Source organism: Streptomyces sp. 2-1 (assembly GCF_048564895.1).
GTDB classification, from domain to species: domain Bacteria; phylum Actinomycetota; class Actinomycetes; order Streptomycetales; family Streptomycetaceae; genus Streptomyces; species Streptomyces phaeochromogenes.
On sequence record NZ_CP183383.1, the window covers coordinates 166,885 to 187,660 of the forward strand.

20 protein-coding genes and 1 pseudogene are annotated in these 20,776 nt (G+C 69.6%); 9 read left to right on the forward strand and 12 right to left on the reverse strand.

The genetic code is table 11. The features are described from left to right. Positions 1-25 precede the first annotated feature (25 nt). The 4 genes from ACN20J_RS00805 to ACN20J_RS00820 form a co-directional block, all read right to left on the reverse strand. Positions 26-763, reverse strand: coding sequence for an NADPH-dependent F420 reductase (locus ACN20J_RS00805; RefSeq protein ID WP_419664833.1), 738 nt, complete (start codon positions 761-763; stop codon positions 26-28). Between the two features lie 105 nt (positions 764-868). After that, entirely contained in the window at positions 869-1,462 is a 594-nt protein-coding gene (locus ACN20J_RS00810; protein WP_419664834.1) for a TetR/AcrR family transcriptional regulator, read from the reverse strand. Positions 1,463-1,709: 247 nt separating this feature from the next. Then, positions 1,710-2,549, reverse strand: coding sequence for a helix-turn-helix transcriptional regulator (locus ACN20J_RS00815; RefSeq protein WP_364197850.1), 840 nt, complete (start codon positions 2,547-2,549; stop codon positions 1,710-1,712). A gap of 345 nt (positions 2,550-2,894) precedes the next feature. Next, complete coding sequence (locus ACN20J_RS00820) at positions 2,895-3,644, reverse strand: SDR family oxidoreductase (protein ID WP_189845767.1); 750 nt, start codon at positions 3,642-3,644, stop codon at positions 2,895-2,897. A gap of 670 nt (positions 3,645-4,314) precedes the next feature. Between ACN20J_RS00820 and ACN20J_RS00825 the strand changes: the two genes are divergently transcribed. The 6 genes from ACN20J_RS00825 (at position 4,315) to ACN20J_RS00850 (ending at position 8,448) form a co-directional block, all read left to right on the forward strand. Then, positions 4,315-4,869: a hypothetical protein gene (locus tag ACN20J_RS00825; protein WP_419664835.1), complete on the forward strand. Its 555-nt coding sequence runs from the start codon at positions 4,315-4,317 to the stop codon at positions 4,867-4,869. A 378-nt stretch (positions 4,870-5,247) separates the two neighbouring features. Further along, on the forward strand, positions 5,248-6,072 hold the full coding sequence (locus tag ACN20J_RS00830) for a hypothetical protein (protein WP_419664836.1): 825 nt from the start codon (positions 5,248-5,250) through the stop codon (positions 6,070-6,072). Positions 6,073-6,168: 96 nt separating this feature from the next. Then, positions 6,169-6,450 carry a hypothetical protein gene (locus tag ACN20J_RS00835; RefSeq protein ID WP_419664837.1) on the forward strand — a complete coding sequence of 94 codons (282 nt, stop codon included), beginning with the start codon at positions 6,169-6,171 and terminating at the stop codon, positions 6,448-6,450. A 312-nt stretch (positions 6,451-6,762) separates the two neighbouring features. Then, entirely contained in the window at positions 6,763-7,446 is a 684-nt protein-coding gene (locus ACN20J_RS00840) for an MOSC domain-containing protein (RefSeq protein ID WP_189845793.1), read from the forward strand. Between the two features lie 331 nt (positions 7,447-7,777). After that, positions 7,778-8,146 carry a hypothetical protein gene (locus tag ACN20J_RS00845; protein ID WP_419664838.1) on the forward strand — a complete coding sequence of 123 codons (369 nt, stop codon included), beginning with the start codon at positions 7,778-7,780 and terminating at the stop codon, positions 8,144-8,146. Beyond that, positions 8,143-8,448, forward strand: coding sequence for a hypothetical protein (locus tag ACN20J_RS00850; RefSeq protein ID WP_364197840.1), 306 nt, complete (start codon positions 8,143-8,145; stop codon positions 8,446-8,448). The genes ACN20J_RS00845 and ACN20J_RS00850 overlap by 4 nt, the downstream gene beginning before the upstream one ends. Positions 8,449-8,748: 300 nt before the next feature. Here the strand turns inward: ACN20J_RS00850 and ACN20J_RS00855 are convergent, their stop codons facing one another. Beyond that, positions 8,749-9,369 carry a hypothetical protein gene (locus ACN20J_RS00855; RefSeq protein WP_419664839.1) on the reverse strand — a complete coding sequence of 207 codons (621 nt, stop codon included), beginning with the start codon at positions 9,367-9,369 and terminating at the stop codon, positions 8,749-8,751. Positions 9,370-9,936: 567 nt separating this feature from the next. Here ACN20J_RS00855 and ACN20J_RS00860 point away from each other — a divergent pair. Then, positions 9,937-11,088 carry a hypothetical protein gene (locus ACN20J_RS00860; RefSeq protein WP_419664840.1) on the forward strand — a complete coding sequence of 384 codons (1,152 nt, stop codon included), beginning with the start codon at positions 9,937-9,939 and terminating at the stop codon, positions 11,086-11,088. A gap of 198 nt (positions 11,089-11,286) precedes the next feature. Here ACN20J_RS00860 and ACN20J_RS00865 read toward each other — a convergent pair whose 3' ends face one another. Beyond that, a complete protein-coding gene (locus ACN20J_RS00865; RefSeq protein WP_419664841.1) occupies positions 11,287-11,535 on the reverse strand; it encodes a nuclear transport factor 2 family protein in 249 nt (82 codons plus the stop codon). Between the two features lie 118 nt (positions 11,536-11,653). Next, positions 11,654-12,334, reverse strand: a complete 681-nt coding sequence (locus ACN20J_RS00870) for a TetR/AcrR family transcriptional regulator (protein WP_055612315.1) — start codon at positions 12,332-12,334, stop codon at positions 11,654-11,656. Positions 12,335-12,442: 108 nt separating this feature from the next. On the opposite strand from ACN20J_RS00870, the gene ACN20J_RS00875 reads away from it, so the two are divergent. Beyond that, entirely contained in the window at positions 12,443-13,408 is a 966-nt protein-coding gene (locus ACN20J_RS00875) for an NAD(P)-dependent alcohol dehydrogenase (RefSeq protein ID WP_419664842.1), read from the forward strand. A 21-nt stretch (positions 13,409-13,429) separates the two neighbouring features. On the opposite strand, the pseudogene ACN20J_RS00880 reads toward ACN20J_RS00875, so the two are convergent. From ACN20J_RS00880 to ACN20J_RS00900, 5 genes and pseudogenes are all read right to left on the reverse strand, one after another. Beyond that, a pseudogene (locus tag ACN20J_RS00880) lies at positions 13,430-14,196 on the reverse strand (IS5 family transposase). A gap of 241 nt (positions 14,197-14,437) precedes the next feature. After that, positions 14,438-15,235, reverse strand: a complete 798-nt coding sequence (locus ACN20J_RS00885; RefSeq protein WP_419664843.1) for an alpha/beta hydrolase — start codon at positions 15,233-15,235, stop codon at positions 14,438-14,440. Next, the gene (locus ACN20J_RS00890; RefSeq protein ID WP_419664844.1) at positions 15,232-16,059 is read right to left on the reverse strand and encodes an alpha/beta fold hydrolase; all 828 of its coding nucleotides are present in this window, start codon (positions 16,057-16,059) and stop codon (positions 15,232-15,234) included. Before ACN20J_RS00890 ends, ACN20J_RS00885 begins: the two co-directional genes overlap by 4 nt. Continuing rightward, positions 16,056-16,847: an alpha/beta fold hydrolase gene (locus ACN20J_RS00895; RefSeq protein WP_419664845.1), complete on the reverse strand. Its 792-nt coding sequence runs from the start codon at positions 16,845-16,847 to the stop codon at positions 16,056-16,058. The genes ACN20J_RS00890 and ACN20J_RS00895 overlap by 4 nt, the downstream gene beginning before the upstream one ends. A 153-nt stretch (positions 16,848-17,000) precedes the next feature. Continuing rightward, complete coding sequence (locus ACN20J_RS00900; RefSeq protein ID WP_419664846.1) at positions 17,001-19,250, reverse strand: ATP-binding protein; 2,250 nt, start codon at positions 19,248-19,250, stop codon at positions 17,001-17,003. Positions 19,251-19,961: 711 nt separating this feature from the next. On the opposite strand from ACN20J_RS00900, the gene ACN20J_RS00905 reads away from it, so the two are divergent. Then, on the forward strand, positions 19,962-20,327 hold the full coding sequence (locus ACN20J_RS00905) for a beta/gamma crystallin domain-containing protein (RefSeq protein ID WP_189845469.1): 366 nt from the start codon (positions 19,962-19,964) through the stop codon (positions 20,325-20,327). Positions 20,328-20,776 lie beyond the last annotated feature (449 nt).

The following is a 20,776-nucleotide window of genomic DNA, read 5'->3' on the forward strand; positions in this document are numbered from 1 at the left end:
GTGCACGAGTGCCGCGTCGGGTGTCTCAGCGGTGGGCGGCGCGGTTCATCTCGACGACGTCGTCGACGGTGGGGTTGGCCGGGAGTGCGGCGAAGCGTTCCGGGAGGCTGTCGCGGATGGCCGCGTCCTTGACGCGGTCGGCCGCGGCCAGGGCCGCCGGCAGCTCGTCGAGGGTCAGCTCGGTGCAGTAGGCGGGGCTGTTGGGCTGCTGGCGCCAGGAGTCGGCCAGTGTGCCGGTGTCGTAGGGGTCGAAGCCGGTGTCGTCCACCAGGCTCATGGCCACCTTCCGCGCCTCCTCGGAGTCGCCGGCGACGGGGATGGCGAGGCGGCCGGGTGTTCCGGCCGGGACGCCCTTGGTCCGCTGGGTTTCGGCCAGCGCGGCGTTCCACGCCTTGACCACGGGGCGGCCGAGCAGCTCGGCGGTGTACACGCTCTCCACCTGGCCGTTGTCCACCGCCTCGATCGGCTCGCTGAGCATTCCGGGGTAGTAGTTCGCGGTGTCGATGACCACCGTCTCGTCGGGCACCGACGCGAACAGGTCCGCCAGCTGGCCCGCCACCCCGAACGGGATCGACAGGACGATGACGTCCCGGCCCTGGACGGCGTCGGCGAGGTCCGCCGTGCGGGCCCCGGACTCCAGCACCTCCGCCCGGACGGCCTCGGGGCCGCGGGCGTCGGCCACCTGGACGTCGTGACCGGCCGTGCTGAGCTTGGCAGCGAGGTTCCCGCCGATGGCGCCAGCGCCTATGACAGTAATTTTCATGATTTGTTCCTCAGAAGGTTATGCCGCCCCTGGGGGCAGCACGATGTGATGGATGGGTGGTAGTGCCGCCTGGCTTTGCGGGGGCGGAGCGGGGTGCCTGGCGATTTACGCCTGGGTGTCCTGCTGGCGGTAGCCGCTCGCGATGAGCGTGCGGAGCCGGTCGAGCGACTCTTCCTCGGTACCGGTGCCCTTGATCCAGGCAACGGAACAGGCCGCGAGGAACAGGTCGTTCCCCCGCACCGACGCGCGCACGCGCCCCGCGAGCTGCGCGGCTCGCACGTATCGATCGGTGGCGGAGATGAGGATGTCGCAGGGAATCGTGAGCGGGTTGGCCGGCTCCTGCGCCCGGGCTGCGGCCATGAGCGGGTCCGGCAGCCCGTTGAAGGCGCTGAAGTACTCCTCCATCGCCCGCAGCCACTGCTCCAGCGCCTCGGCCGGGTCACCGAGTTGCTCGATGTCCGCCTGGCGGGCCACGAGTTCCTCGGAGCGCGTCTGCAGCACAGCGGCCAGCAGTGCCTCCCGGGTGGGGAAGTGCCGGTACAGGGTGCCGGGCCCGACGCCCGCCTCCTTTGCCACCGCCTCAAGGGAGGTGCCGACCCCGTGCTGCAGGAAGTGACGCTGCGCGGTCTCCAGAAGGGCTGCGCGGTTGCGCTGAACGTCCGCACGGGGCTTGCGTCCCCGCTGTTCGCTGGCGCTCATGCGCCCTCCTGCCTTCCGTGATCCTGCGGCCACATCAAAACGGATGCCGCCTCCGCATGTAGTCGAGAGTAAAACGGAGGCAGCGTCCGGTCAAATGGGCGGCCTGAGCGCGGAGCCCGGACATCGCACGGGCCCGACATATTCGGCCGTAGAGCGCGGGGCGAATACCGTGCGGGCTGCACCATTCCAGGGTGCCCATGTCCGGCCCCTCCAGCGCCGAGCCCGGCCCGGTACCCGGTCCAGGACGTCAGGGGGTCAGCTGTTGGTGTCCGATGACGGAGAGCAGTTCGAGTTTGCTGTGGCTCTCCGTGCCGGGGCGAGTGGTCAGCACCACCAGGGTCTGGGCGCGGTTCTCGGTGAACAGGACCTGGGCGTCGACCTCAATGCGGCCGAGTTCGGGATGGAGGATCGTCTTGCAGTCGTCGTAGCGTTGGGCGACCTCCTGAAGTTCCCACATGCGAACGAACTCGGGGCTGTGTTCCTGGAGTTCGGCGAGGATCCGGGCGGCCCTGGGGGTGTCGCTCCCCGCTGTCAGCGCGACCCGCAGGCGTGCCGCCTGGGCGCGGCCGTGGCGTTCGTGGTTCTCCTCGGGAACCATCAGACGCTCGGCCGGGTCCATGAACCAGCGGTAGTAGCCGCTACTGGCCAGACCGGTGTGGCGGGTCTGGTCGCCGAGCAGCGCGACGGCCACGGGGTTCATGGCGAGGGTGTCGAACAGATCGGTCTGCACCATGGCCGGGGAGTCGTCCAGGCGGTCCAGGACCCGCATCAGCGGCGGGCTGACATGTTCGGAGCGGTGGAAGCGGGCCGGTGCGTTGTGGCCGATGAGGACGAAGAGGTGGTCGCGTTCGTCCAGGGTCAGCCGCAGCGCCCGGGCGAGGGCGGTGGTGATCTGGACTGAGGGCTGCGGAGCACGCTGCTGTTCCAGCCGGGCGTAGTAGTCGGTGGACATCCCAGCGAGCTGCGCGACCTCCTCGCGGCGCAGCCCCCTGGTACGTCTGCGCGCTCCCTCGACCAGCCCGGCGTCGCGGGGGCGCAACATCTCACGCCGGTGACGCAGGAAATCCGCCAGTTCCTTCTTGTCCATGCCCTCCATCCTCGCCGCATCCCGCCCGGCTATCCAGAGACCGCCGATCCATGGCTGAGCTCTCCCCTCTCGCCTCTGCGAAGCCGCGCACACGGCCGACGCCGGGGGCGCGCGGCGAGACGACCCGACGATCACCTGCCCCTGCATGACCCCGCTGGGAAATTCACCGACTGTCTGCGATACGCCGCATTCCGTCGGCACGGAAGGCGGCCTGCGGCACCGGTCGAGAATGCCTGACGCTTTGGACGGGCACCGGGCCTCGTCGCCCGGCCTGGCCGATACGACGAGGTTCGTCGTGTGACAGCGCTCGCGTGTTGTTGTTTCCCGTCGGAAACAACAGGTCGGTCAGCTGCCGGCGATCATGGCGAGGACGTCGTCGTAGGTGCCGGTGGCCACCGCGTCGCGGATGAACCTGGCGCGCTCGACGACGATCTCCTTCGCGTCGGGCTTCTCGCGCAGCAGGTCGAGGGCCTCGGTGAGGAAGTCGTCCAGCGGCATGGAGTGTTCGTTGTCCTCCTGGCCCAGCAGGGCCGTGCGCACACCCGGCGGGGCCACCTCGATCACCTGGACGCCGGCGTCGGCACCGGCGAGCTGGATGCGCAGGCTCTCGGAGAAGGAGTGCAGCGCGGCCTTGGTCGCGCTGTAGGTCGGGGTGCTCTGATAGGGGACGAACGCCAGCGCGGAGGTGACGTTCATGACGACCGCGTCGTCCTTGCCCACGAGCAGCGGCAGGAAGGCGTACGTCATCCGGATCGTGCCGAGCAGATTGGTCGCGACGTGATCCTCGGCGACCGGGAGTTCGGCCGGGTCGAGGAGGTTCTCCCGCAGCATGATGCCGGCGTTGTTGACCAGGACGTTCAGCTCGGGGTGGCTCGCCGCCACGGTCTCACGGGCCCGGGCGATCGAGTCGGGGTCCGCGACGTCGAGGACGAGCCCGTCGATGCCCGGGTGCTCGGCCGTGATCTCGTCGAGGAGTTCCTTGCGCCGGCCGGCGACGACCACCTCGTTGCCGGCCTCGTGCAGACGCACAGCCAGGCCAAGGCCGATGCCCGAGGTTCCGCCGGTGATCAGGATCGTGTTGCCGGTCATCTTCATGAGGGTCTTGCTCCTTCGGTACGGCGGGCCGGTGAGCGCCCGCAGCCTCGACCGTAGGAGCGCCCGCGCAGGGGCGGGAGGGGAAGGTTTATCCATGGACCGGCGGTCCATGGCTGACCCGTAGAAGACGCCACAGCCGGTCAGCGCCTCCAGACCGGGGGCAGCGAGCCGCCGGTAGGAGACCTTGGTAGCCAGGATCACGGTCTGGGCGGTAACGGCGGATCCGTGTTGGACCGCAGCACCCGCGCGGAAGAGAAACCGAGGGAGTTCTCAATACAACTGCGGCCGCGCCCAGGCCCGCCGACCACCAAACGAGGTCGTAGAGCTCGGCGGCGGGCGCGGGGCTCAGCCCGCCATGGGCGGCGAGCTTCGCCTCTGTCGGCCGGACCAAGGTCGTCCCGTCGGCGGTGACCACCAGCGGCACCTGGGTGGTGGTGAGTAGCGCACTCGAAGGGCATGGCTACTTCTCGGCGCCGACCTTGGTGGTGTCCGGCTCGGTCTGCGGCGGCGTGGTGGTTGGGGAGTGCAGGACCTTGCGGGCCTGTTCGGTGTCGAAGTCGTTCTCCCACTTGCTGATCACGATGGTGGCGACGGCGTTGCCGAGGACGTTGATGAAGAGTTGGCCGTCGGTACGACCGGACGGGGCCGGACCGGAGGCTGTTGGGGAAAGATGGCGAGCAGCGATCTCGAAGGGGGCGGCGTGCGGCTGACGATCGACACCGGGACGGACACCTACGAGCAGGCGATCGCCGCCGTCCAGGCCGCCTACGGACTGCGACCCGTCGTTCCCGTCGGCTGGCCGGAAGCCGCGGCAGTGGACCCCCGTCCCGACCCGCAGGATCTGAGCGGCTATGACATCGGGGACGGCTGGACGGACCAGGCGCTGTTCCGCATGATCGCATCACTGATGCCCGGGGCCCGGGCGGTGCTGCGCCGGATCGTCGACCTTGGCGGTACGGCCTCGTACGACGATGTCCAGCAGTACTTCGACGGCCATCCGACGCACCCGATCCCGCCGTCGAAGATCGGCGGGACTCTGACCAGCTTCAAGGCGGTGCAGCGGCGCGTCGGCCCGGCCGGAACGGACCCGTTGCTTCAGCGCGACGAGCGAGCACGGTTCTACCGCATCGACCACGGAATCGCCGAGGGTCTCAAGCGGGCGTTCGCCCTCGCCGATGCCCGCCCCGACCTGTTGCGCGGAGAACCTGCCGGACCGATCACCTGACCCGGGCCCGGCCGTGCCGTGGTTGGGCTCCCTGCCGCCCCCGAGACGGCAGGGAGCCGGCTCGGATCGCTATACGCGGCGGTGTCCAGGGGCGGGTCTCGTGCCGTCGAGGCGTCGTCGGCCGGGAGAGGGGGCAGTGATTGCGCGAACCATCTTCACTGGCCGGCCGCGGCCAACGCCGCACCCGAGTCGCAGTCGCGTGCTTCCAGTTCCTCGCGGAGCCGAGCGAGCGCCCGGTGTCGCGTGCTCTTGCCCTCCTGGGCACCGGCGCCCGATCTACCCCTGACCTGCGCCGTACGAAGCGTCCAAGATCTATTGCCGGTCCGGCCTCCTCCTGGAACCGAGAAGAGAAGCACTCGATCGAGCAAGGAGTAATCCATGGTGTGGTACATGGACATACCGGAGTGGAGCGCCCCCGCCACCGGCCCCTGCAAGCCAGACCGCGACGACATGACCGTTCGGCTCTGGGCCACCCACGACGGCTTCACCCGGAACTCCGTGGAAGCAATGGTCTGCGCTGATGTAACGCGTATCCAGGGAGAGGAGATCCTCTCGTCGCTGGACGCCCGCGCAGCGGTCTGTGGTGTGTACCCCGAGAGCCTGGCGAACGCTTGGCTCGACTCTGCCGCGCTGGAGGGGCGCCCATCACGCCTCGGCCGACCGGCTACCAAGATCGTTGATGATCTTGCTGCCAGGGTCCTAGCGATCCCGCGCAGCGAGCGGTGGCAGACGGCCGTTTCCACCGCGCTGCTGGGCGCTTGGAGCGATGAGCTGTGGCAGAACGGACGCCTGTCCCACGCCACGCTCGGGACGCTGAAGGCAGAAGCCCGAACCGTGCACCGGGAGTTGGTCCCACTGTGGCGGCGGCGGACCAGGCACAGGCGGGTGCTGTCCTTGGACGCGGCGCTCGGCGACGGGCTGTCGCTGTACGACCTGCTCGTGTCGGAGGTCGACTACCTGGCGCACACGGCGGGCGGGGTGTTCGAGGACGACCGCCTCAACCGCGTGCTGCGTGCCCTGAACCCGGTCGAGCGCGCGGTCGTGTTCGCGTACGCCGAGGGCGAGGGCACCACCTGGTCCGAGGCCGCCGCACACGCCGGCGCCACCGACCCGGGCGCCTTCGGCCAACGGGTCCGGCGCAAGACCCGACGGCTTGCCGCCGAACAGCACCGCCGCGCCGAGCTCGCCCGCACCGCACCGTGACTCGGATCACACCGGCGCGCGCAAGATTCGTTGCCGGTGACCCCGCTCCCCGGGACCGAGAGGGGAAAGCACCAACACCCGAAGGAGCGCACCGGCATGACGAAGCACTATCTCTACGAGCCCTACCAGCCCATGAACAAAGCCGTCTGGGGCCCTGGTAACTACTACGCCCCGCGCCCCCCGGTGGTGACCTCCGCAAGTGGCAGCGTGACGATCCTCTGCGTGGACGGGGGAGCCCGCCTCTTCGACGACTCGGGGCACACCGCCGAGTGTTCGCCCGGATCGCTGCCCGCCTCTCAGGAACTGGTGGGCCTGCTGTCGAGCAGCCAGCAGGCCATAGACGGATTTATCTTTCCGGATGACCTGGACTGGCCCTGACGTTGTTCAGCGGCCCCACCATGTTGGCTTCAGTCGGCCCCGATTCGTGAAGATCGGCCCCGCCGCGGACGGCTTGACTTGGCCCCACCTATCCGCGACGCGTTGCTCGGCGGCGGGGTCAACTGGAAGCGTCCGTACCGCTGCCTTCACAGGTGGTGCCGCCGCAAGCCGCCACGATCGGGCCGCTGGTAGACGTCACAGCTAGGCGGCGGTGGAACGACGGCATGACCCCCAGTACGGTGATCGTCGCTGTGCTTGCCTGGGCAGCCGTCGACTGCGGTCGCCGGACCGCTGGGATGAAGGGGGCGATGGATGCGGGTCGACCAACTGTGGCGGTATCCGGTGAAGTCGGTGGGTGGTGAGCGACTGACCGCGGCCACGGTCAGAGTGCTCGGAATCGAGGGTGACCGGGGCATCGCCATCCACGACGAGCGGGAAGAGGTCACCTGGGCCGGTGCTGTTCCGGCGCTCATGCGATTGCGGGCGGTCGCCCTCGGGCCGGGCGTGGCCGAGCTGGTCCTGCCGGACGGTCGGCGGTTCCGCTCCGATGCGCCTGACGCCGCCAGCCGGCTCAGTGCGGCTGTAGAGGCCAAGGTCACGCTGGCCGAGCACGAGCCGCACCGGCCTGACGCCGCGCTCCATGTATTGACAACGACGGCGCTGTGCAGCCTCGGCTCGACACTGCCGGACAGCGCGATAGACGCCAGCCGGTTCCGGCCCAACCTGGTGCTCGACGACGTGCCCGGCGACCACGCGACCGGGTACCCCGAGCACGATTGGATCGGCCGCCGGATGGCCATCGGCACGCTGCGGTTGCGCTTCACCGAGGCGTGCGACCGCTGCGTGATGATCACCAAGGAGACTCCTACTGTCCCGCATGACCGCGCCGTGCTGCGCTGGGTCGCCCGCGAGCTCGGCAACGCCCTCGGCGTGTACGCGGCGGTCGAGAAACCCGGCCATGTCCGTATCGGGGACAAGGCCCGCTGGCTCGACTGAATGCCATCAACTGTGACTGAGCACTCCAGTGCCGTCTGGCAACTGGAGTGCTCAGTAGGCAGATGGCTGGCTGTGACGTCTACGGGCCTCGATCTTCACGAATCGGGGCCGACTGAAGCCAACATGGTGGGGCCGCTGAGCAACGTCAGGGCCAGACCTGGACGGCATTGCCAAGGATGCCCTCGTACTGCCACGCGGTGCGCAATGGCGGGATGCACTGAGGACCGCGCTGGTCGGGAGCTGGAGCGATGCCCTGTATGACACCGGGTACCTGCCGGCGACCGCGCTCGGCGCGCTCAAGGCGCACGCCCGTAGGGAGCACCGACAACAGGTGCCGCTCTGGCGGCGCCGCACCCGGCACGGGCGGGTGCTGTCGCTGGATGCGGAGCTCGGCGACGGGCTGTCCCTGTACGACCTGGTAGTCGTCGACGTAGACCTGCTGAGCCGGGTGGCTGGCGGGGTGTTCGAGGACGAGCGCCTCAACGCTGTACTGCGAGGCCTCGATCCGGCCGAACAGCTGGTCGTGTTCGCGTACGCGGAAGGCGAGGGCACCACCTGGGCCGAGGCCGCCACGCACGTTGGCGCCACCGACCCGAAGGCCTTCGGTGAGCGAGTCCGGCGCAGGGCCAAACGACTCGCCGGCGAACAGCACCGCCGTGCCGCACTGCGCTCCGGGAACCACGGAGAGGCATCGCTGTGAGCCTCCTTCAGGAATCTCTGCCAGAGATCGTTGGCGGCCTCTTCGTCACCGGCCTGGCCGTCGCCGGAGGCTGGCTGGCCAGGCTCAGGGCCGCTCGAAGGCAACCCAACCCAGAGGTCCGCCGGTACACCGTGCTCAACCTGGTCGCCCCAAGCGGGAACCCGATCGTGCACAGCACGACGTATCCCGCAGGCACCATCATCACGCTGGAACTGGGCTCCGGCCAGGCGGAACGGATCAGGCTGACCGCTGCAAAGCTACCTGACGACACGTACGCGGCTGAGCCCGTCGACCGCTACTAGAGTCCGCGGCAATCCCACCAAGGGGCCCCTTCTGAATGGTCATCACTGAACGAGGGGACGCTGAGCAGACCCGCCCCGATAGGAGACGCCATGCCCCCCAGCAACCTGCCTGCCTGCCATCCGCTTCACCTGCATCACCGACCCGACCCGGCAGCACGCGTTCTTCTACGCGACCGCTACCGAGGCATTCGCCCGCATGCTCGCCGCCTACGCCCGTGACGACGCGCTCAGTCTCCAGATCTATGTCCGTCAGCGGGTGCAGAGTGTTCAGGAGACGGCGTAGCCCGGGTTCATCGAGGTCTAACTGGCGACCTCGACTTCCACGTTACGGTGACGGCGGATGAGAGTGACGGCGCGCCCGCCACCGGGCAATTCGCGGACCATGCGCATCTCGCCATGCACGTCCAGCGTGCAGGTCACGCCCTTCCCCTGGATTTTGGGGCATCGAGGTGTCGGCGTGAGCGGCACGCGCACCACGAGGCCCACGTACGCGAACCCGTCCTCCCGGACACCGCGGTAGTCGACGCTGAAGGAAGCAGGGTCTACCCAGGCATGAGACACCCGCATGCCGGGCGGCGCAGCACCCAGGTACAGCAGCTCCGGATGCTCCCGATACCGCGCCACCTCTGCCTCGTGTAGGCGCTGCCGCGACTGTGCCGGGCCGACAAAACCCCCATAGGCCGCCCCGGCCACCAGCGCGGCCACTGCTCCCAGCCGCACCCACCGGCTCGGTACACAGAACGCCGCGGCCACGGCGTACGGCACCCCCGCCAGCGCAATCCGGGTACTGGCGCTCCCCAGATCGACGTCCCAACCATAGGCGGCCAGACCTGCCAAGACGCCGAACGTGCCGAGAACGAAGACCAGTACCGCCCAGCCGAGCCGCTGCTGCACGGAGCCGCACAGGGGCACCACGGTCAAGCGCCGGGACGCCCGCCACGGCCAGCAGACCCACCGTCAGCGGCACACCCAACGCGAAGAGCGCCACAGCCGCACCGGCCCCACCACCCCAGCCCGCTACCAGCAACCCGAAGCCAAGCACCGGCACCGCCTCGCAGACCAGGAGGAGATGCAGGGCCGTCAGCACCCGTCTGCCACTCGTCATACAGCGGATCCTGTCAGCCAACGCCCCGGCGCACATGAGCTCTCGTACTCAACACAAAACCCCGCCGCCATGGACCGCTCACCCTGTTACAGCGCGAAGGGTGCCCGGGGCGCCCGGGCACCCTTCGCCTCATGAGGTGGAGCAGTCGGTCAGGTTCCCTGTCTTGAGAACCCGGACGTCACCCGAGTCCCGGCGCGGCCACGCGGCCGGTGACCGGGACGACCTGCGGCGGCTCCGCCTCCTGGCGGTCCTCCTGGGGGACGTCTGCGAGACGCTGGCGGGCAGCGGTGCACGAGATACCTGCTCGCGCCGGGAGCACAGTGCGACATGTGCAGCAGCAACGCCCATACTGGTCTGGCCTTGATCTCCCACAGAACGGTTCCATGACCAAGAACAGCAGCTCTTCGACAACCGTCCCCAACACCGTGTGGCTGGCACGCGGGTGCCATCCCGGGCCCGAACCCGAGCAGGACGTCCGGCGCAACTTGATCGCCCTCAAGGCAGCCGGAGTCCTCGACGACTTCCTGGACCTCGACCCCGTAGAGGCAGCCCGCTCCACCGTCCTGCACCCGCGGGAGGAGTCCGCCGGCCCCGGCCCGTCCGCCCGTCGACTCTTCGAGGCCCGCTGGCGCGTGGCCGACAGCACCATGGTGCGTGCACAGTTGACCACGTACGAGCATGAGACCCGTCGTGCGGACAACGAAGGAATCACCTGGGTCCTGGCCGCCGAGGCGGAGCTGGCGTGGAACCCCCGATGGCCCTCGCCCGCCACCATGTTCTGGCCCGACAGCGACCGAATTGCCTGGGACCACGACCTGCTACCCGGAGTGCGGCTGCGGGCGGCGAACTACCTGCCGAAGGACCAGAACGAGATGCGCCGCCGCCTGCGGGATCACTCCCGCAACACGTGGTACATCCATGTCGTGGTGCATGAGGCCATGACGCCGGACGCGAAGGGGAAGCAGCCGGTCTCCGCGTTCCTGCCGCCAAGCCTGCGGCACCAGGTGGTCGAGCACCGGGCCACACCGGCGCAGGCGCAGGTTGCCGACTTCGCGATGAAACGGGAGCTGAATGTGCGGATGCCACGCGGCGGCGCCGTCGTCCTGCCCACGCAGCCGCAGAGCCCGCACTACGACGCGGAGCACTTCACCGTGCACAGTGTGTTCCTGGACGGCTCCGAGCCAACAGAACTTTCCGACCTCATCGAAGAGTTCGCCAAGCTGCCGCGGCCACTACCCGAAGGCGCTGAGCAGGCCCTGACACAGCTGCGCCAGGGCTGGCACCTGCTGACCCTCGACGAGGAACTGGCCCACGCCCAGGGCCTGGTCATCAAATACGCCCAAGCACTCGATGCCATGACAAAGACCTGTGATCTCTACCAGGAGGCGGCCGAAGCAGCCCACGCCGCACTGGCCGAGTTCACAGGCGGTGACGGTTCGCCCCGGCCGCCCGTGCCAGGGACGGCCAAGACGGGCAGCTCACCGCTAAACGCCATCAGGAAGGGACTAGGCCGCTTCCGAGACCCAAACAAATAGAACACACGATGGCCATTGCGTGTGCCCGTCGAAGCCGAAGCCGTGAGTCCCGGCAACCTGGCTCATCTTCACAGAGCCCGATTCGGGTTCGTCGCTCACGGGTCCCGCAGAACTCGTTGCCCCTGTTGCTGACGATCCGGCAGGCTATCGCCACTCCTGGCGGCATCAACGCTCCTCCGGACCGTCCTTGCCAGGACCTCAGGAAACATCCTTCCGTAACGGCGCAATGAGGCGGTCGAGGTCCCCGCGTGCCGTGTACGTACGGATCGGGTCGATGTAGTCGCGTGACTCGATGATCTGACCGTCCCTGACGCGCAGGACAAAGACGCAGGGCACCTTGGGCATGGAGCCGTCCGGCAACGTGAACTCATAGGCGAACTCAGCGACGACCACTTCAGGTTCGGCGGTCTCATGAACGACAACATCGACGACCTGCCTCTTCGGCAAGGACTCCCGAACTTCCGGCGGCACCGTGAGGTGCTCCTGGAGTGCACGCCGACTAGGGCCTGTTGTGAAAGTGGCGCGGTCGCCCGAAGGGCGGCCACGCGGCAGGCGCCGCTTCGTATCAGGCTCCGGAGGACCGCTGTCTCTGGGAGTCGTGGGCCGCGAGCGGAAGACTGCGCAGCGACAGTGCGCTCGGCGCTGGCAGCGCTCCGTGGGCCGCCTCGGCGCGGAACGACTGGAGCAAGTACGCCACCAGACGCCGGGACGCCGCACGGTCATCCGGCAATGCGGTGACGAGACCGCAGTGGGACAACAGGGCCACGGCAAGGTCGGAGGGGTGGAAGTCGGCCCGCAGCACGCCCGCCGCCTGAGCCCTGCGGACCAGGGTCATGAAGTCCTGCTCGGCCTGTTCCCGTGCCCGCGCGTGTTCTCGCGTGCTGTCCGGAAAGGCCGCGACGAACGCGGCTGGGAAGCCCCGTTCCTCCCGTTGTAGTTCGCAGACCGTCTCGACCAGTCGCTGGAAGCCCTGCCACGGATCGGGGTCGGCCAGCGCCTCGGTGAGCGCCCGAGCACAGGTGTCCATCTGGTGCGCGAACGCGGCCCGCACCAGGGCGTCCCGCGTCGGGAAACGCCGGTACAGCGTCGCCACGCCGACCCCCGCCCGCCGGGCCACGGTCGCCATGGGCGCGTTGATGCCGTGCTCGGCGAAGACCACGCGGGCAGCCGAAAGGATGCGCCGCCGGTTGCGCCGGGCGTCCGCCCGCAGACTGTCCTGCCCCGCGATCCGAGAGGATTCCCCCACCGCTGTCTCTCACCTCCGGTCAAATGGACGATGTCGTCCGCTTGCCAGCCTACGCTCGGCGCCACGATCCCCCGCACGGCCACTGGTGGCGAAGGTGAGAACGCAACGATGGACGACCGCACGATGAAAGCCGTACTGTTCGACCGCTTCGGCGGCCCCGAGGTGCTGTATGTGGGCCGGGTGCCACGTCCCGGACCGGCACCCGGCGAGGTCCTCGTGCGCGTGCGCGCGTTCAGCGTGAACGGCGGCGAACTGGCGGCCCGTTCCGGTCGGGCTCGCCTCATCACCGGCCGGAAGTTCCCGCAGCGCATCGGGCTCGACTTCACTGGCGAGATCACCGCACTCGGCACCGGCGCGACCGGCGTAGCGGTCGGCGACCAGGTGTGGGGCGTCCTGGGTCGCAGCTCCGGATTCGGCAGCGCCGCCGAGTACGTGACGGTACGGCCCGAGCGTCTCGGCCGGGTCCCGGACGGACTGGACCTCGTGGCCGCTGCCGCGCTGCCGGTGGCCACCACGGCCGTCACGGCCCTCCGCGACAAGGCCGCACTGCGCCCCGGCGAACGGCTGCTTGTACGGGGCGCGGCGGGCGGCGTCGGCAATGCCGCCGTCCAGCTGGGACAGGCGTACGGTGCCGAGGTCACGGCCCTGGCCCGCGCTGCCAACCTCGACTTCGTCCGTACGCTCGGTGCTCACCACGCCGTCGACCACCGGACCGTGTCCCCTGCGGAACTGGGACTGTTCGACGTGGTCCTCGACACGGCGGGCACCGACCTGCGTACCGTACGGCGGATGCTGAAGCCGGGCGGACGCATGGTCACCATCGCCTTCGACCTGACGCGGCCCGCCGCCTCGCTGGGCTACATCGCGGCCAGCGCCGTCCACGGACGCGGCCGGGTGCGCTTCTTCAGCGGCAACCCCGAACGTGCGCTCTTCGACGACCTCGCCCGCCAGGTGACAGAGGGGAAGCTGCGGCCGGCGGTGGACACGGTCTTCCCGCTGGAAGAGACAGCGGCCGCACACCGGGCGCTGGAGGCGGGCGGGGTGCGGGGCAAGTACGTGGTCAGGGTCGCCTAGGGTTTGTTGGGAAAGTGCTGGTCACAGCCACTCGTTGAGGACTGCGACCAACACGGTCGCCTCGTAGCGGACGGCGAGCTTGTCGTATCTCGTGGCCACGGCCCGGTGGCGCTTGAGGCGGTTGATCCCGCACTCGACGGCATGCCGCTCGCGGTAGTCGGTTTTGTCGAACTTCGGCGGCCAACCGCCTCGGGCACCAAGCTTCTGGCGGTTGCGGACGCGGTCGGCGGGGACCGGGATGGTCGCCTTGATCCCGCGTCTGCGCAGGCAGGCCCGGTTGCGGCGGGAGTCGTACGCTTTATCGGCCCGCACCCGGTCCGGCCGCCTGCGGGACCTGCCCGGACCAAGGCGAGGTACCCGGATGGCCGCCAGGACCGGCTCGAATTGCGGCGAGTCACCCCGCCGGCCGGCCGTGATCACGACGCTCAGCGGCTTCTGCCCCTGCTCGACGGCAAGGTGGATCTTGGTGGTCGGGCCGCCTCGGGAACGTCCGAGACCATGGTCGGCCGACTCAGCGGCAATGCCGCCGGGCGGTTCCTTTTACAGATCCCCTTTTCCGAGGCCCCGGCGGCGTGCTGGTGGGCCCGGCAGACGGTGGAGTCGATATTCACGTCCCAGGTGATCAGGCCCTTCGCGTCCGCCTGAGCTTGGAACTGAGTGACGAACCACCGAATGCCGTCTATCCGCTGCCGTCGCGTCCACACCGGCGGACGGCCCAGCTTGATGCCCTGCGGCAACAACGGCTCATGCCGGGCCCACTGTCCATTCGTCAGATCACCACGCCCCACGGGGCGTGATCATCCACGACCAAGATCCACTTTCGTAACAGACCCTAGACCGACGGTGGAGTCCTGAGCAGATCTGATAGGCCCTGCGCGCCCAGTTTCCCGACCGGCCGGAGATGCACGTGGTCCACGAGACCGTCTACCAGACATTCCCACTGGGCTCCGTGGGCCGTCGCTGACGCGTCCAACCTCCCACCGCCACACGGTTCCGGTCAGGAACCGTGTGACACGGTGCGCAGCGCTTTCAGGAGGGCGCGTGACGCAAGGCCCAGTCCAGCGCGTAGTCGGCGACCTCCTCCCAGCCCGGTTCCGCGCACGTCCAGTGCGACCGCTCAGGAAACTCGTGGTAGTCGGTGATGGTCCCCGGCCCCTTGTAGTGGCGGAAGTTGGACTTGTTCACCGCGGGCGGCATGATGTGGTCCCGCCCGCCGGCGAGGAACAGCAGCGGGGCCCGCTCGGGGTTGTGGAAGTCGACCCAGGTCTCCCGTTTGCCGGGTGTGAGGTTGGCGATCAGCCCGTATGTCCACACCCAGCTGCCCGGTGCCGCGATCGCGTACCGGTCGTAGACCGCCTGCGCGTCGTCCTGCGGCAGGGTGTTGGTGAAGGCGTAGTGGAACTGCTCAGGGGTAAAGCCCGCCGCCTGGTGCCTCTTGGCTGGATTGTTGAAGATCGGGAAGAGGGACCGTAGCTGTGAGGGCGGGTTGACCCGGATGCCCTGTGGCGGCGCCGAGTCGATGACTACTCCGGCCACGCCGTGGCCCCGGTCGAGGAGGAGTTGGGTGAGCAGCCCGCCGAAGGAGTGGCCGATGAGGACCGGCTTCTCCGGCAGCCCGGTGATCACCTTCTCCAGGTGGGCGACGGTCTCGGGTACGGTCAGCGACGCGATGGGAGAGGGATCGGCCCGCAGTGCCTCCACCTCGGCCTTGAATCCGGGGTACGCCGGTGCGATCACCTTGTGCCCCTTCGCTTCGTAGTGCGGGATCCACTGCTCCCAGCTGCGCGGGGTCACCCACAGCCCGTGGATCAGCACGATCGTGCTCATTTGCCGTGCCTTTCCAGGAAGGCGAGCAGGTCTTCGGCGAGCGTCTGCTTATGGGTGTCGGTCAGGCCGTGGGGGGCTCCTGGGTAGACGAGCAGTTCGGCGTCCTTGACCAGTGCCGCCGACGCCTTGCCGCCGACCTCGAACGGTACGACCTGGTCGGCGTCTCCGTGGATCACCAGGGTGGGCACGTCGAAGCGGGCCAGGTCGGCGCGGAAGTCGGTGGCGGAGAAGGCGGCGATCGACTCGTACGCGTTGCGGTGTCCGGCGGCCATCGACTGCAGCCAGAAGGCGTCGCGGACGCCCTGGGAGACGGGCGTGGTGGGGTGGTTGAAGAACGGGCCGTCGGCGAGGTCCTGGTAGAGCTGGGAGCGGTCGGCGAGCGAGCCGGCGCGCAGGCCGTCGAAGACCTCGGCCGGGACACCGTCCGGGTTGTCGTCCCGGCGGACCATCAGCGGCGGCACCGCGGCCACCAGCACCGCCTGGGCGACGCGGGCGGTGCCGTGCCGGCCGATGTAGCGGGTGATCTCTCCGCCGCCGGTGGAGAAGCCGACCAGGGTCACCTCCTGGAGGTCCAGGTGGTCCAGGAGGGCGGCGAGGTCGTCGGCGTAGGTGTCCATCTCGTTGCCGTGCCAGGTCTGCGTGGACCGGCCGTGGCCGCGGCGGTCGTGGGCGATGGCGCGGTAGCCGTGGCCGGCGAGGAAGAGCTGCTGCGCCTCCCAGCTGTCGGAGTTCAGCGGCCAGCCGTGGCTGAGCACGACGGGGCGGCCGGTCCCCCAGTCCTTGTAGAAGATGCGGGTGCCGTCGGAGGTGGTGACGTGGGTCATCGTGCTGCCTTTCCGATGAGGGTGGCGGTGATCCGCGGTTCGGAGATCATCGCGACGTGCGAAGCCCTGACCTCGACGGTGTGCGCGCCGGCCCGTTCGGCCATGAAGCGCTGTGCGGCGGCCGGGATGAGGTTGTCCTCGCGGGCGACCAGGTAGTACGAGGGCACCGTCTTCCAGGCCGGCGTGCCGGACGTCTCGGAGAGGGTCGCGGTGTCGCCGGGCCGCTGCGTCGCCCACAGCAGGTCGGCCTCCGGCCGGGACAGGTCGCCGGCGAACACCTCGCGGAAGGCGGTCCGCTTCACGTATCCCTCGACGCCCTGCGGGTGGTGGCGGAGGTCCAGCTCGGCCTGGGTGAGCCGGGTGCCGGGGAACATCGTCTGCAGGTCGGACACGGTGTCGCCGGCGTCGGGTGCGAAGGCGGCCACGTAGACCAGTGCCCGTACCCGCTCGTTGCCGTACGCGGCGTTGGTGATCAGCATGCCGCCGTAGGAGTGCCCGACGAGGACGAGGGGGCCGGGCAGGCTGTCGAGGAAGGCGGCGAGGTAGGCGGAGTCGGCGTGCACACCGCGCAGCGGGTTGGGCGGGGCGATGACGGAGTGGCCGTCGCGGGTCAGGTGCGCGATCACCTGGGACCAGCCGGCGGCGTCGGCGAAGGCGCCGTGCACCAGCACGATCGTGGGCTTCGGCCGCGGGACGTGCCCGGTCGCCGCGGCCGGGCCGCCGACGCCGACGGTCGCGGCGACGGCGGCCCCGGCCAGGAAAGTTCTACGGGGAACGGGAGGAGGCATAAGGAGACGTGCCCCTTTCTCTGGGTCTCGGGCTCTCTCGGAAGCAGGCCTGCGCGGCCGTACGACGAGGAAAGCAGCGCCCGTTCGGCCGGACCATGCAGAACGGCACGCAGAACTACCGCGCGGACGCCCCCGGAAATCGCCCGGTGTGCCTCAGTCGGTCGACGCCGCGAGCGCCGACAGTGCCTCCCGCACCTCGGCGGCCACCGGATGCAGCGGTTGGTCGTCGATCACCTCCAGCGCCCGGAGCAACTCGGCGCGAGCGCGCGTGCGTTCGCCCAGCCCGGCCAGGGCGAGCCCCCTGGCGAGGTGGAGGCGGCAGGTCAGCGCGGGGACGCCGTACGCGGTCGCCAGCGGTTCAGCTCGCCCGGCCTCGTCGAGCGACTCCGTCCACCGGCCGAGAAGGGCCAGCACATGCGCGGTGTCCACCACGGCCCCGGCCCGCACACTGAGCCCCGGGCGTGCCGCCACCGGACGTGCCGCCACCTCGCGCAGCCCTTCCCGGTACGTGGTGAGGGCCTCCTCGTAGCGGCGGAGTCCGATCTGCATACCCCCCATGCGGGTGAACAACTGGACGTACCCGTCGTGGTCGCCGGCGAGGTCGGCCGGGCGCAGAGCCGCACGGATCATCTCCAGCGCCTCGGCGTGCCGCCCGGCGCTTTTCAGGGCGTCCGCCGCGTACTGCAACGCCCACGCCTCCTCCTTGAGGTCCCCCTCCGCCGCCGCGATGTCCCGCGCGGCCAGGGCCGTCCGCAGACCCTCCTCCCAACGCCGGGCGCAGTTCGAGGCGGCCCACGAAAGGTAGTTGAGGTGCACGGTCTCCAGACGGCGGTCGCCCAGCTCCACGGCGGCCGCCCGGGAGAGTCCGTACACCTCGTACCAGCCGCGCCAGGCCATGGTGGTGTCGGAGTACCAGTGCAGCGCCTCGGCGGTCTCCACCACCCGCCGGTGCTCCCCGGCCCGGGCGGCGATCCGCAGGGCGCCCAGCCAGTTCTCCGCCTCGGCCCGCAGCCAGTAGGCCGCCTCGTCCGCCGTACCGAGGGGGACCGGCCCGCTCCAGTTGCCGGGCGGGGCACCGTGCCCGGGTTCGAACCAGCGGCCCGCGGTGACCGTGATCTCCAGCAGCCGCCGCGCCATACCGAGCCGGACGGTCGTCCGCTCACCCTCCGGCTCCTCGCCCCGCAGTCGCTCACCGGCGAAGAGCCGTAGCAGGTCGTGGAGTTGGTACCGGTCGGTGCCCTGTGGCTGGAGCAGTCCGAGCTCCACCAGCTCGTCGAGCACGTCCACGGTGTCCGCCAGGGTGTCGTCGGTCACCAGGACGACCAGCGGGGCCGATAAGTCGGTGCCCGGCAGGTGCGCCAGCCGTCGGAACACCCGCCGCGCCTCGGGGGAGAGTTGGGCGTGGGAGAGCGTGAAGGCGGCCACCACGCTGACGTCGCCGCTGCGCAGCGAGGCCAGTCGCCGGTCCTCCCCCGTGAGCCGGTCGACCAGGTGGCGCACCGACCAGCCGGACCTGGTGGACAGGCGGGTGCCGGCGATCCGCAGCGCCAGCGGCAGGTGCCCGCACAGCCGGGACACCTCGGCGACGTCGGCGGCGGCCGAGGGTAGAGCCGCCTGATCGGCGACCGTCCGCAGCAGCGCTGCCGACTCCTCCGGTGTGAAGGGGGACAGGGCCAGCCGCCGGACGCCCTCCAGGCCGCTGAGCACACGCCGGCAGGTCACCAGCACCAGCCCGGCCCCCTCACCCGGGAGCAGTGGCCGCACCTGCGCTTCGTCGGCGGCGTTGTCCAGTACGAGCAGGCAGCGCCGCTCACGCAGCACCGCCCGTAACTGGGCACACCGCTCCTCGTCCGAGGCGGCGATGGCACGGACCGGGATCTCCAGCGCCCGCAGCAGCCGCACCGCGACGTCGCCCGCGGAGGGCGGGGCGGCATCGACACCGCGCAGATCGACGTAGAGGCAGCCACCGGGGTAGTCGCCGCGGAGCGCTTCGGCCGCCCGCAGCACGACGGTGGTCTTGCCGACCCCAGCCTGCCCGTGTACCAGGACGACCGGTGCGGGGCCGCCACGGGCACCATCGGCCGCGGTACGGCGGACCGCCTCCAGTTCGTTCACCCGGCCCGTGAAGTCGGGAACCGCGCGCCGAGGTTCGCACGGACCGGGCCGCGCGGCGGCGGTGTTCCGGCGCAGTGCGCGCGCGTCCTCCTCCAGGCGCCGGCGCTCCTCGTTGCCTACCCTCAGCGCAACGGCGAGCGCGGCGAGCGTCCGGGGCTGCGGCGCCCGGCTGTGCCCCCGCTCCATGTCGCTGATGGCCCGGGCGCTGACCCCCGACGCCTCGGCCAACTCCTCCAGCGTCATACCGGCAGTCCGCCGCAGCTCCCGGAGCCGCTTCCCCATCGTCATGAGCCCCCCAGCCATGTGATCAAGCCGATGCTATGAGGGATGCCGCGGTAGCGGCAGTCTGCATTGCCGAAGCACATCCCCAATGCCTCGCCGGCGTGGAAGCTCGCGTGGCCTTCACCGGGCACGGGTAGGCCACCCACTTCAGAAGCGGTGTCTGAGCTTGACTCTGTCGGGGATCTTGGCGTTTCGCGGTGCGGCAGCATGGTCAACGGGCATGCTCGGGTAGTTCCGATGACCGATGTAGTTGTCGAGGTGCCCACTGTCCCTGCGTCCACGTTCCGGTGAGCAGGTCTCGTCTCTGACTGCGCCGGTCGCGCAGGCGAGCAACCCGGGCAAGTGGAGTGAACAGTCAACGAGTTCGCCCACTGATATGGCATGCGCCCCTGCCGCTACCGAGGACAGGGAAAGGCCCACATCCAGCAGGACACTTCACCGACGAATGCGCGACACCTCAGCATGCGAGCCCCCAGTCCCGGGGCCGTACTCGGCCGCTATCCCTTCCCAGTGGCAGCCGATGGACCGTCAGGCAATCCCCACGTACCTTCGGGCAGTTCTGCCTTCTGGGCTGGTCAGCGACCTCGCTGACGAAAGAGGATCATCCACGAACTCCGCGCGGTGGCTTCACTCACCGACTCTCAACGGAACGGCACGCGAGGCGATTTCGTCCTGGCTGGTCGCTCCTGCTCCTGCTCTAGAAGGTGGACATTCCCCATGAAGCAAATCGCCAGACGGGCGGCCCTGGCCGCGTTTACGTCCGTCGCGGTAACGGCCTCACTCACCGTCGGCGCGACGAACGCATTCGCGATCAACGAAGGCACGTGCAGCCGGAGCGACTTCCTGCAGGTCACCATCCACCGGCCCGGCGAGAACTCACAGATGCGGTGTTACGCCAATGCCGGAGAGGCCGACCTGCTCTCCACGAACTGGTGGGTCACCCGGATCTCGACCGGCAACAACCGTGTCCAGTGGTACGGCGACGGCAGGTGGCAGCCCGCTGCGGCGATCGACAAGTGGACCGTCTACACCTGGCCGAACCATCCCGGTGGCGTCCGCATAAACAAGGTCAGGATCCTCTGAAGCACCGGCCGTGCGGGACGGCGATCCTGCCGATCGCCGTCCCCAGTCGGCACGGCCACTTGCCGTAGCCCTTCCACTGATCGCGAGAACGACGGAGCCGGCTCTCCCTGGGTGGCCGGGCGGCGTCGAACAGGTGGGTGCCTGCGGCCGGCGCCGAGGCGGCCCAAACGGCTGGGAGGGCGTGACGTACCGGACCCTTGCCCGGGATGACGCCTTCTGCGGCGGTACCTTCCGCGTGTGACGTCAGCCAACTGAGCAGTTCGCACCGCTAGTTGAGAGAAGCCTGCATCCGCTGCACGATGCTCCACGTCAACACCAAGATGCCGCCCCGCCTCGAAACCGGAGGCCGACCTCCTGGACCGTCGAGCACGTGCCGAAGCCGAGGGCTGGGTCGGCGAGACCAAAGGCATCGACCTCACCCTCCCCTTCCTCCGCGCCAAGCGCAACGA